Source organism: Rhodovulum sp. PH10 (assembly GCF_000293785.1).
GTDB lineage: Bacteria > Pseudomonadota > Alphaproteobacteria > Rhizobiales > Xanthobacteraceae > Rhodoplanes.
Genome location: NZ_AKZI01000058.1, coordinates 46,007 through 57,267, shown reverse-complemented (window position 1 = coordinate 57,267; position 11,261 = coordinate 46,007). Strand labels below are relative to the sequence as shown.

The 11,261-nt window shown below is 69.5% G+C and carries 9 protein-coding genes; 6 read left to right on the top strand and 3 right to left on the bottom strand.

Going from position 1 to position 11,261, the window contains the following annotated elements; genetic code table 11:
• Positions 1 to 92 precede the first annotated feature (92 nt).
• Positions 93 to 2,774: an ATP-dependent helicase gene (locus A33M_RS10920; RefSeq protein WP_040620143.1), complete on the bottom strand. Its 2,682-nt coding sequence runs from the start codon at positions 2,772 to 2,774 to the stop codon at positions 93 to 95.
• A gap of 342 nt (positions 2,775 to 3,116) precedes the next feature.
• Between A33M_RS10920 and A33M_RS10915 the strand changes: the two genes are divergently transcribed.
• From A33M_RS10915 to A33M_RS10905, 3 genes are all read left to right on the top strand, one after another.
• Entirely contained in the window at positions 3,117 to 3,389 is a 273-nt protein-coding gene (locus A33M_RS10915; RefSeq protein ID WP_008386916.1) for a CsbD family protein, read from the top strand.
• Between the two features lie 194 nt (positions 3,390 to 3,583).
• Positions 3,584 to 4,243 (top strand): L,D-transpeptidase, encoded by a 660-nt coding sequence (locus tag A33M_RS22910; RefSeq protein WP_008386913.1) that lies wholly within the window; start codon positions 3,584 to 3,586, stop codon positions 4,241 to 4,243.
• A 452-nt stretch (positions 4,244 to 4,695) separates the two neighbouring features.
• Positions 4,696 to 5,661, top strand: coding sequence for a 50S ribosomal protein L11 methyltransferase (locus A33M_RS10905; protein ID WP_008386911.1), 966 nt, complete (start codon positions 4,696 to 4,698; stop codon positions 5,659 to 5,661).
• Positions 5,662 to 5,757: 96 nt separating this feature from the next.
• Here A33M_RS10905 and A33M_RS10900 read toward each other — a convergent pair whose 3' ends face one another.
• Both A33M_RS10900 and A33M_RS23885 read right to left on the bottom strand, forming a co-directional pair.
• A complete protein-coding gene (locus A33M_RS10900) occupies positions 5,758 to 6,036 on the bottom strand; it encodes a hypothetical protein (protein ID WP_008386897.1) in 279 nt (92 codons plus the stop codon).
• Between the two features lie 421 nt (positions 6,037 to 6,457).
• A complete protein-coding gene (locus A33M_RS23885; protein WP_008386895.1) occupies positions 6,458 to 6,598 on the bottom strand; it encodes a hypothetical protein in 141 nt (46 codons plus the stop codon).
• A gap of 311 nt (positions 6,599 to 6,909) precedes the next feature.
• Here A33M_RS23885 and A33M_RS10895 point away from each other — a divergent pair, with 311 nt between their 5' ends.
• From A33M_RS10895 to A33M_RS10885, 3 genes are all read left to right on the top strand, one after another.
• Positions 6,910 to 8,742, top strand: a complete 1,833-nt coding sequence (locus A33M_RS10895) for an aminopeptidase P family protein (protein ID WP_008386893.1) — start codon at positions 6,910 to 6,912, stop codon at positions 8,740 to 8,742.
• Between the two features lie 142 nt (positions 8,743 to 8,884).
• Positions 8,885 to 9,571, top strand: a complete 687-nt coding sequence (locus tag A33M_RS10890) for an SDR family oxidoreductase (RefSeq protein ID WP_008386891.1) — start codon at positions 8,885 to 8,887, stop codon at positions 9,569 to 9,571.
• A gap of 514 nt (positions 9,572 to 10,085) precedes the next feature.
• Entirely contained in the window at positions 10,086 to 11,249 is a 1,164-nt protein-coding gene (locus tag A33M_RS10885; protein ID WP_052027005.1) for a glycosyltransferase, read from the top strand.
• Positions 11,250 to 11,261 lie beyond the last annotated feature (12 nt).

Here is an 11,261-nt window from a genome sequence, read left to right as displayed (position 1 = left end):
CCCGGCGAGCTGCGCTCGCCGACCCTCTCCCCACGGGAGAGGGTAAGAATGCGAACCATTCGGCCAGAAACAGGAACCGCATCGGCGGTCCGTCAGACCTTGGTCAGAAAACTGTCCACCACCCGCTTCTCGCCGGCGCGGTCGAACTGGATGGTCAGCTTGTTGCCGTCCACCGCGCGCACCGTGCCGTTGCCGAATTTTTGGTGAAACACGCGGTCGCCACGCGAAAAGGCCGAGGGCGCGCCGGACGAGCGGGCGACCAGCTCGCCCTCGATGGTGAGCGGCGCCCGCCGCGGGCTCGCAGCCCCGCCGAAGCCGTTGCGGCCGGCGCCGGGGTTTTGGGGGCCGGTCGCGTCTCTCCCGCGGGTCGTCGGAGAGGATGCCGTGCCGGAACCGGACCCATTCTCGAAGCGACCGGCCGGATCCTGATTGAAATACTCCTGCGGAAAATCGTCGCGTGCGGCGCCAGCGCCTGCGCCGGCACCGCGGCCCTGCTGGGCGCGGCGCCAGCCGGGCGTCGTGTAGCCGGAGCCGAACGCGGCGGTGGTGTCGAAGCGCGACCCGTAGGCGTTGGAATAGCCGCCATAGCCAGCGAACGCGCCCTGCCCTTCGAGCACCTCGACGTCCTCCTCGGGTAGCTCGTCGAGGAAGCGCGACGGTAGGCTGGACGTCCACGAGCCGTGGATGCGCCGATTGGAGACGAACGAGATGCGGGCGTTCTTGCGCGCTCGCGTCAGGCCGACATGGGCGAGGCGGCGCTCCTCCTCGAGCCCGGCACGGCCGTTCTCGTCGAGCGAGCGCTGGTGCGGCAGCAAGCCCTCCTCCCAGCCGGGCAGAAACACGGTGTCGAACTCGAGCCCCTTGGCGGCGTGCAGCGTCATGATGGAGGCGGCGTCCTGCTCCTCGCCGCGATCGGTGTCCATCACCAGGGCGACGTGCTCGAGGAAGCCTTGGAGGTTCTCGAACTCCTCCATCGAGCGGACCAGCTCCTTCAAATTCTCGAGCCGGCCGGCGGCGTCGGCGGAGCGGTCCTTCTGCCACATCTCGGTGTAGCCGGACTCGTCGAGGACGATCTCGGCGAGCTCCGTGTGCGGCAGCACGTCGCGCTGCTCGCGCCAGCGATCGAAGGCGGCGGCGAGGTCGCGCAGCGCCCCGCGCGGTTTTGGCTTCAAGGTCTCCGTGGCGACGATCCGGTGCGCCGCCTCGAGCAGCGGCACGCCCTGCGCCCGGGCGAAATCGTGCAAACACTGCAGCGCGGCGTCGCCCAGCCCGCGCTTCGGCACGTTGACGATGCGCTCGAAGGCGAGATCGTCGGCCGGCTGGTTGACGAGGCGCAGATAGGCCATCGCGTCGCGGATTTCGGCGCGCTCGTAGAAGCGCGGGCCGCCGATCACCCGATACGGCAGGCCGAGCGTGACGAAGCGGTCCTCGATCTCGCGCATCTGGAACGAGGCGCGCACCAGGATGGCGATCTCGTTCAGCCGGTGGCCCTGGCGCTGCAGGCGCTCGATCTCCTCGCCGATCGCGCGGGCCTCCTCCTCGGAGTCCCAGGCGGAGGAGACCACCACCTTCTCGCCGGCCTCGCCCTCCGAGCGCAGCGTTTTTCCGAGCCGTCCCTCGTTGTGGGCGATCAGGTGCGAGGCGGCGGCGAGAATGTGCGCGGTGGAGCGGTAGTTGCGCTCGAGGCGGATCACCTTGGCGCCGGGGAAATCGTGGTCGAAGCGCAGGATGTTGTCGACCTCGGCACCGCGCCAGCCATAGATCGACTGGTCGTCGTCGCCGACGCAGCAGATGTTTTTCTGCGGCGCAGCGTTTTTCGTGGCCACGTCCTTCGAGACGCCCGGGCTGCGCCCGGGCTCCTCAGGACGAGGGCCTGGCACCGGCATGCTTCCGGCCTCATCCTGAGGAGCGGCGCGGAGCGCCGCGTCTCGAAGGACGAGGCCGCCCCCCCCGGTCGTGTCCCGTGGACGCTGTCCCAGCAGCCGCAGCCAGAGATACTGCGCGACATTGGTGTCCTGATACTCGTCGACCAGGATGAACTTGAAGCGGTTCTGGTACTGCGCCAACACCTCGGGGTGCTCGCGGAACAGCCGGATCGTCTCGAGCAGAAGGTCGCCGAAGTCGGCGGCGTTCAGCGTCTTCAGCCGCGCCTGATAGGCCGTGTAAAAATCCTTGCCGCGGCCGTTGGCGAAGGCGCCGGCCTCGCCGGCCGACACCTGGTCGGGCGACAGGCCGCGGTTCTTCCAGTGGTCGATCTGGGTGGCGAGCACGCGGGCGGGCCAGCGCTTCTCGTCGATGTTCTCGGCTGCCAGAAGCTGCTTCAACAGCCTGATCTGGTCGTCGACGTCGAGAATGGTGAAGTCGGGCTTCAGCCCGACCAGCTCGGCGTGCCGCCGCAAAATCTTTGCGCCGATCGAGTGGAAGGTGCCGAGCCACGGCATGCCCTCCACCACCTCGCCGACCATGCCGCCGATGCGCGTCTTCATCTCGCGCGCGGCCTTGTTGGTGAAGGTGACGGCGAGGATCTCGCCCGCCCGCGCCCGGCCGAGCCGGAGAATGTGGGCGATGCGGGTGGTGAGCACGCGGGTCTTTCCGGTGCCGGCGCCGGCCAGCACCAGCACGGCGCCGTCCAGCGTCTCGACCGCCTCGCGCTGCTCGGGATTGAGACCTTCGAGATAGGGCGCGCGGGTGGCGCCGCTCGCGCGGGCCGCGATGCCGCCCGGCCGCGGGGCGGGCGGAGCGGGCTCGAAGCGATTCTTGTGCGGTTCGGCCATTCTGGTTCCGGTTCGCCGGCAGGCGCCGGCCGGCCCGTTGCGGGCCCGTTGGTTCTCGCCGGCCGGCAGGGCCACCCGGGCCGCCGGGCGGGGCGGACCCGCCGGGTCGGACGCTCCGGACGGCCGGCAAAAAACCGGTCTCGGCGAATCGTTCGTCCTAAAGATGGCACCGTGGGCCGCCGCTGGGGAGGGCCGCACGCGCCGTGGCGGATCACGATCCCCTTCGCGGGTGGCCGCCTCGGACACCGCCGGGGAACTCGCGGTGGCAGCCGATGGAACCGTGCTCGCGCCAGGTGCGTTGCCCGACCATTACGGTCGTACCCACAACAAGGGAATTTTCAGATGCGGAAAACGTTGCTTCTTCTCGCGGTGGCCGCGCCGCTTCTGGCGCTGTCCACCGGTCCGTCGCTCGCCCTCAACTGGGACCAGATCTCCGGCAACTGGAAGCAGTTCTCCGGAAAAGCCCAGCAGCAGTGGGGCAAGCTGACCAACGACGATCTGACGGTCGCCGCCGGCCGCCGCCAGGAGCTGGTCGGGCGTATCCAGGAGCGCTACGGCGTCACCAAGGAGGAGGCCGATCGGCAGGTCGATTCCTGGCTGAACTCGCTCGACTGACGGTTTCGGGCCACCGGCGCGTCTTTCGGAGGACGCCTTTCGGAGGTACCCGTCGGAAGTCCGGGGGATTTGCGGCGCGCCCGCAAATCCCCCTTTGCGCTCGGTGCGGCACCGGTGGTCGCGGAACCATTCGGCGCCGCGCGCGTTTCAGTCTTTCGCTGTCGCCGTTCACCCGAAGTGTATCGAGTCTTCCGATGACCCCCATCCGCCTGCTGTTCGGTCCGGCGCTCGCCGCCGGCATGCTGCTCGCCCCCCTCGCCGCCGATGCGGCCCTGCTGGTGCGGGTCGACAAGACGACCCAGCGCCTGTCGGTGATCGAGGACGGGGTCACCCGCTATCGCTGGCCGATCTCGACCGGACGCGCCGGCTACGACACGCCGAACGGCACCTACAGCCCGACCCGGCTGCACCGCACGTATTTCTCGAAGAAGTATTACAACTCGCCGATGCCGTACTCGATCTTCTTCCACGGCGGGTACGCGATCCACGGCTCGAACGAGATCTCCAAGCTCGGCGGCCCGGCCTCGCACGGCTGCGTGCGGCTGCATCCGAACAATGCCGCGACGCTGTTCTCGCTGGTGAAGGAGCACGGCGCGGGCGACACGAAGATCGTCGTCACCGGCAGGAAGCCGGCGGCCCGGCCGCCCGTGGTCGCCCGCGACGAGGACGACGACGACGACGAGCCCGTCTATGCGGCCCGACCGGTTTCGCCCTACCGGGCCTACGGCCAGTCCACCTATGGCTACCGGCCCTACGTGCAGTATCGCTATCAGCCGCAGTACGGGACCTATGCGGTCCCTGCGCCCTATTACGCGCCCTACCAGCCCTCGCCGTACCAGAACCGCGGGTGGTGAGGGTCTTCTCCGCGATGCGCGCGGCTCCCGAACAACGCGGGAGCCGTGACGCGCGGGAGATCGGGCGATCCAAAAATTTTGAATTTACAATTCATTAACCATGTTTTTTGAAGCTCTGTCTCGCCCGGCTCGTCCGGTGCGACGGCTTCTTCTCCCAAACTTCTGAGATTCTGAGCTTTATCGTCCGTCCCCGGAGCGTCGCACGGATGCGCCCTGTGGACAGGCCGGTGGACCACCGTCTGATCATCCGCCCTCGCACCTTTGAAATTCCGCGGAAATTTCCGCGGAGGGAGCGCGCTGTTGACAACTCCGGGGACGGGACACTGCCGGCCCCCGTCCAGCCGGTCACCCTGCCCCGCCCGCCTGCCTCGAGAGGCCTCGACAGGCCCCGTCGAAAGGCGGCGAGCCGCCGGCGCCTTGCGCCGGCAAGGCCGCGGGGCTAACGACCTCGCATGCGTGAAGGACTTCAACCGGCGAAGCCGGCGACGGTGGCCCGGCTGGTCACCACCGAACAATTGGCGCGGCGGATCGCCGACCTGATCGGCGAGAGCTTCGATCCGGAGGAGACGGCGGTCGCCGCCTACGAGCAGCCCGACGAGCGCTCGTGGGGCGTCGAGGTGTTTTTCGAGACGCCGCCCGACGAGGCGGCGGTGCGTGCGCTGGTCGCGCTGGCGAGCGACGCCGCGACCGCCGACAGCATGACATTCGGCACGCTCGAGCAGAAGGACTGGGTGGCGGCGTCACTCGAAGGGCTCGCCCCGGTGCCGGCCGGAAAATTCCTGGTGCACGGCGCGCACGATCGCCACCGGGTGAAGCCGAACCATATCGGCATCGAGATCGACGCGGCGCTCGCCTTCGGCACCGGCCATCACGGCACCACGCGCGGCTGCCTCCTGGCGCTCGACCGGCTTCTCAAAACCCGCAATCCCCGTCCGGTCCGTCCCGGCGCACCCCGAACGGGCGCCGCGGTGCTCGATGTCGGCACCGGCACCGGCATCCTGGCGATCGCCGCGGCAAAAACCCTGCGGCAGAAGATTTTGGCGAGCGACATCGACCCCGCGGCGGTCAGGGTCGCGCGCGAAAACGTCCGGCTCAACCGAACCGCTCCGCTGATCGAGATGGTGGTGGCGCCGGGGCTGAACGCCCCGCGGGTGCGCCGGGCATCGCCGGCAAGCATCGTGTTCGCCAACATCCTGCTCGGGCCGCTGACGCGGATGGCCGGGCCGCTCGCGCGCGCCGTCGCGCCGGGCGGATACGCCATTCTGTCGGGGCTGTTGGCAAAACAGGCAGCGGCCGCGCTCGCGGTCTATCGGGCGCACGGCCTGAAGCTCGTCGGGCGGATCGGGCTGGACGGCTGGGTGACGCTGGTGCTCACCCGTCCGCGCAGCGCCTCGGGGCGTCGTGGATCGGGTCGCTGACCGGACCACAGCCGGCCGGGCGGCACGGACCCGGCTCGCGGCGGCGCGAGAACGCCGCCGACGAGACCGGAAAACCGTGAGCCTGCTCGAGCCTGCTCAGTCCGCCGGAGCGAGACCGCCGGCCGTGTAGCGAACCGCCCATGCCTTCGCCTTGGCGTCGGGATCGGCGAGTGCGCTGTCCAGCTCGGAGGTGTGGTATTCCTCCGGCCGGTGATGACCACCCCACAGCGTCAGCCAGTGGTGGTAGAAATCGAGAATGCGCTTCGTCTGGGCGATCTGAGCATCCCAAACCGAGGCGTAAAAACGGGCGGTCGTCTCGAAGACGGTTTCGGCGGACTCGCCGGCCCGATCACTGTCAATGGTGAGGCACGACATGGCGCTTGATCCTTGTTGTTGCGCCCGCCCCGCGATCCTTCCCAACGCGCACATCGCTGCAGCTTCTTTCCCGCGATGCAGTGTTTTTGCTGCACTGCAAACGTAGCGATACCCCCGTCGAATCGCCAGTTAGGATTCCTCCCGACCGGACCACTCCCGAAGGGGGTTCGACACGGCGTTTCAAAATTTCGGGTCGCCACGCAATCTCTTCCGCCTGTCCGGACCGAAAAGCGGAACGAAGTGTCGCAGCCCCACCGGCGCGCATGGCTCGGTTGCCGGCATCGCGCGTGTCTACAGGATTTTGCACCTTTTGCGGTAATCTACTGCTGTGCGCTGCAGCACCCGGCGCGCACGCGACGACGAAAAGGCCCGGCCGCCGACCGACCGGGCTCTTTCGTCCGTCCCCCGCGAGCGAAACGGGTCAGCGATGCCGCGCCACCACCCGGGCGGCCTGGATCATGCGCGCGCGGTAGAGGGCGAGGAACAGACGGTCGAGCACGCTTTCGCGGGGCGCCGTGCCGTCCGCGAGCGAGCCGATGTGGGTGAGGCCGAGAATCGACATGGTGATCGTCCTTGTTGGCGAACGAGTCACCTCCCCGTAGCGGTTTCCGCGTTTCTTGTTGGCCGGGACCCGTCTCGCGCCGAACCGGCGACACCCCGGCGGGCGGGGTCACCCCCGCCACGGATCGAGACATTAGTCGCTGCGGCGCAAAAAACGATCCGCAGTTTCCGGTGCACGCGATGCGGGAGACGCATGCCAGACATGCACGTTTGCCGCTGGTGATCGCCCGGCCACGCGCCCGCCGTGTCTTCGTACCTCCGGAGCGGCGCGCGACCATTGCCCCTCTCCCGCCGCGAGGCTAGCGTGCCGCCATGTCCGCAAATTTCCAGACCTTCGACGCCCCTGCCGATCCCGAGGCGAGCGTGCCCCACCTCGCGGCGCTGCGCGCCGAGCTTCTCCACCGCGATCTCGACGGCTTCGTCGTGCCGCGCGCCGACCGCTTCCAGAACGAGTATGTCGCGCCGTGCGACGAGCGGCTCGCCTTCGTCACCGGCTTTACCGGCTCGGCGGGCGCCGCGATCGTGCTCGCCGAGCGCGCCGTGCTGTTCGTCGACGGCCGCTACACGCTGCAGGCGGCCGAGCAGGTCGACACCGCGCTGATCGAGATCGCCCACCTCACCGAGACGCCGCCCGCCGCCTGGATCGAGGCGAACCTGCCGGCCGGCGCAAAGCTCGGATACGACCCGTGGCTGCACACCGGCCAGGCGGCGGAAAAGCTCGCGCGTGCCTGCGAGGCGGTAGGCGCGACGCTGGTTCCGGTCGAGACCAACCCGGTCGATGCGGTGTGGACCGACCGGCCGGCACCGCCGGCGGGCGCCATCGTGCTGCACGACCCGAAATATGCCGGCGAGCCGGCATTGGAAAAGCTCGCCCGGCTGCGGGCCGAGATGGCGACGCTGAAGGCCGACGCGCTGGTGGTGTCCGATCCGCACGCGGTCGCCTGGCTGTTCAACATCCGCGGCCGCGACGTCGCCCACACGCCGATCCCGCTGGCGATGGCGATCGTCGCCGCCGAGGGAACCCCGGCGCTCTATGTCGAGCCGGACAAGGTCGCGACCGCCGTGCACGACGCGCTGTCCGGCATTTGCGAGCCGCGTCCGCCGGAATCCCTGCCGGGCGACCTCGCGGTGCTGGCCGGGCACGGCACCGTCCGGCTCGACGAGGCGACGGCGGCGCACGCCATTCAGCGCATCGTCGAGGACGCCGGCGGCAAGGTTTTGCGCGGTGCCGATCCGATCGCGCGGATGAAGGCGATCAAGAACGACACGGAAATCGACGGCTGCCGCACCGCCCACCTGCGCGACGGCGCCGCCTTGACCCGCTTCCTCGCCTGGCTCGATGCCGCCGCCCCCGGCGGAGCCGTCACCGAGATCGACGCCGTGGAGGCTTTGGAGGGCTTTCGCGCCGAGACCGGCCAGCTGAAGGACGTGTCGTTCCCGACCATCGCCGGCACCGGCCCGAACGGCGCGATCGTCCATTACCGCGTGACCACCCGCTCCAACCGAACGCTCGCGCCCGGCGACCTCTTTTTGGTGGATTCCGGTGCGCAATATGTCGACGGCACCACCGACGTGACCCGCACGGTCGCGATCGGCGAGCCGACCGCGGAGATGCGCGACCGCTTCACCCGCGTGCTGAAGGGGAATATCGCGCTCGCCCGCGCGGTGTTTCCGGAAGGCACCACCGGCGCCCAGCTCGACAGCTTCGCCCGCGCCTTCCTGTGGCAGGCGGGGATCGACTTCGACCACGGCACCGGCCACGGCGTCGGCAGCTATCTCTCGGTGCACGAGGGGCCGGCGCGCATCTCGCGGCTCGGCACCACCGCACTCGCGCGCGGCATGGTGCTGTCGAACGAGCCCGGCTACTACAAGACCGGCGCCTACGGCATCCGCATCGAGAACCTTCTGCTGGTGCGCGAGGCGCCGCCGGTCGAGGGCGCCGAAAAGCCGCTCGATTGCTTCGAGGTGCTGACGCTCGCGCCGATCGACCGGCGGCTGGTCGCGCGCGCCCTGCTGACGCCGGACGAGACCGCTTGGCTCGACGCCTATCATGCGCGGGTGCGCGACACGATCGGCCCCCTGGTCGACGAGCCGACCCGGGCGTGGCTCGACCACGCCACCCGCCCGCTCGCCGACGGCGCGTGAGCGGCGGCAGACGGCAAACGCCGCGTGAGCGGCGACCAGACGGCAAAACCCGCAGTTGCGAACGCCACCCGGCTTGCCGCGTTGGTAAGACGGCAATGGAAAACCTCCGCATCCACGCGAACCCGTCCGAGGGGATGACGCCATGACCACCTTCCTCGTCACCGGCACCAGCCGCGGCATCGGGCTCGGCCTCGCCGAGCGCCTCGCCGCCCGCGGCGATCAGGTCCATGCCTGCGCCCGCGATCCCGATTCGCCGGGCTTGAAGGCGCTGGTCGCCGAGCACGCCGACCGCGTCCGCCTGCACAAGCTCGACGTGGCCGATCCGGTGTCGGTGGCCGCCCTCGCGACCGGGCTCGCCGGCGCGCCGATCGACGTGCTGATCAACAATGCCGGCGTGCACGGCCCGAGCCCCCAGAACGCGCTCGACGTCGATCTCGACGGCTTCGCCCACACGCTCGCCGTCAACACGCTCTCTCCCTTGCGGATGGCGCAGGCGTTTCTGCCGAACCTGAAGGCCGGAACCGCGCCGCGCATCGTCACGGTGTCGAGCCAGATGGGCCAGGTCGCCCCCTCGCGCGGCGAGGTCGCCTACCGCACGTCCAAGCTCGCGGTGAACAAGGTGATGCAGAGCCTCGCCGCCGAGCTGGAGGACGCCGGCATCACCGTCGTCGTCGTGCATCCGGGCTGGGTGAAGACCGACATGGGCGGCGGCGCCGCGCCGCTGTCGGTCGAGCAGTCGACCACCGGGCTGATCGCGCTGATCGATCGCCTGAGCCTCGCCGACACCGGCGGCTTCTACGCCTGGGACGGCCAGCCGGTGGCGTGGTGAGGCTCCGGCCGCGCGCCGGCACGGCGACATCCCGCTCCGCTCCGTACCGCGATGCCCCATCCGACCGACCGCCGGCTGCGAGGCCGGCGGTCGATTCGTCTCGGCGCATCGCCGGAGCACCGCCGACGCTCCCGGCGCAAGGTCTCGGTGCACGGCCCCGGCGCACGGTCCCGACCGTCGCGTCGACGCGGGTGGAGCCCGGCGGGGCGGCCGAGATCACGCGGATGTGAGTGGGCGCGCTCGGCCGCGCCCCCGACCGCCCTCTCTTGCAACCTCCGATCACCATCTCGTTTCACGAACGCAGTGCGGGATTCCGCGCCATCCGATTACCATCGCGCGGGTCACGGGCTCGCGATGACGGCCGTTTCCTCCACCTGGAGGCGGCATTCGAAGCGGCTTTCCTGAAGGCTTCGTAATTAACGAAATATTTCGAAAGGGTTTGAGCGGGGGGCGGGACATCCTTACGGTCCGCCTACCCCCAGGCACGAATGCAGGGGTACGAAAGTGAGGTCCCGTGCGAGTCGCCGTTGTCCACGACTGGTTGTACACTGTGGGGGGCGCCGAGCGCGTGCTGCGTGAGATCCTGCGCTGCTACCCCGATGCGGATCTGTTCACGCTGTTCGACGTGCTGGCGCCCGAAGACCGCGCCAAGATCGGCTACACCGAGGCGCACACCAGCTTCCTGCAGAGCCTGCCGTTCATCGCGAGCCGCCACCGGCTCTATCTGCCGCTGATGCCGCTGGCGATCGAGCAGTTCGATCTCTCTCCTTACGATCTGGTGATCTCCTCGAGCTACGCGGTCGCCAAGGGCGTGCTCACCGGCCCGGACCAGGTGCACGTCTCCTACGTCCACTCGCCGATGCGCTACGCCTGGGACCTCCAGCACAGCTATCTGCGCGAGAGCGGCTACGCGACCGGCCTCAGAAGCGTCATCGCGCGGACCATCCTGCACCGGATACGGCTGTGGGACACCCGCACCGCGAACGGCCCGGACGCGATGATCGCCAACTCCGCCTTCATCGCCCGGCGCATCCGCCGCGTCTACGGCCGCAGCGCCCGCGTGATCTATCCGCCGGTGACGCTCGGCAAGGCGAAGCCCGAGGTCGCCACCGGCTCGCACTTCCTCGCCGCCAGCCGGCTCGTTCCTTACAAGAACATCGAGGCGGTGGTCCGCGCCTTCGCCCAGCTGCCGGACCTCGAGCTGGTGGTCGCCGGCGACGGCCCGGAGGCCGCCAAGCTGAAGGCGATCGCCACCCCCAACGTGACGTTCGCCGGCTTCGTCAGCGACGCGAGCCTGCGCACGCTGATGGCGACCGCACGCGCCTTCGTGTTCGCCGCCGAGGAGGATTTCGGCATCGTCATGGTCGAGGCTTTGTCGGAGGGCACGCCGGTGCTGGCGCTCGGCCGCGGCGGCGCCCGCGAGATCGTCGGCGCCACGCTGCCGCAACGCTCCGGCATGTTCTTCTTCACGCCGAGCCCGCACGACATCGCCAATTGCGTGCGCGCCTTCGTCGCGCAGGAGCACACCTTCTCGCCGGCGGTGTGCCGCACCCGGGCGGCGCGCTTCTCGGCCGACCGGTTCCGCACCGAGTTTTCCGACTTCGTCGAGGCTCAGGTCGAGAGCAGCCGCGAAGGCCGCGAGCTCGGCCCGATGCTCTATCAGCATCGCACCGCGTGAGCGAACCGCAGC

What these genes read in the sequence shown, in the direction of transcription:
- A33M_RS10920 (WP_040620143.1), bottom strand. Translation starts at nt 2,774, where the DNA reads ATGGCCGAACCGCACAAGAATCGCTTCGAGCCCGCTCCGCCCGCCCCG.
- A33M_RS10915 (WP_008386916.1), top strand. Translation starts at nt 3,117, where the DNA reads ATGCGGAAAACGTTGCTTCTTCTCGCGGTGGCCGCGCCGCTTCTGGCG.
- A33M_RS22910 (WP_008386913.1), top strand. Translation starts at nt 3,584, where the DNA reads ATGACCCCCATCCGCCTGCTGTTCGGTCCGGCGCTCGCCGCCGGCATG.
- A33M_RS10905 (WP_008386911.1), top strand. Translation starts at nt 4,696, where the DNA reads ATGCGTGAAGGACTTCAACCGGCGAAGCCGGCGACGGTGGCCCGGCTG.
- A33M_RS10900 (WP_008386897.1), bottom strand. Translation starts at nt 6,036, where the DNA reads ATGTCGTGCCTCACCATTGACAGTGATCGGGCCGGCGAGTCCGCCGAA.
- A33M_RS23885 (WP_008386895.1), bottom strand. Translation starts at nt 6,598, where the DNA reads ATGTCGATTCTCGGCCTCACCCACATCGGCTCGCTCGCGGACGGCACG.
- A33M_RS10895 (WP_008386893.1), top strand. Translation starts at nt 6,910, where the DNA reads ATGTCCGCAAATTTCCAGACCTTCGACGCCCCTGCCGATCCCGAGGCG.
- A33M_RS10890 (WP_008386891.1), top strand. Translation starts at nt 8,885, where the DNA reads ATGACCACCTTCCTCGTCACCGGCACCAGCCGCGGCATCGGGCTCGGC.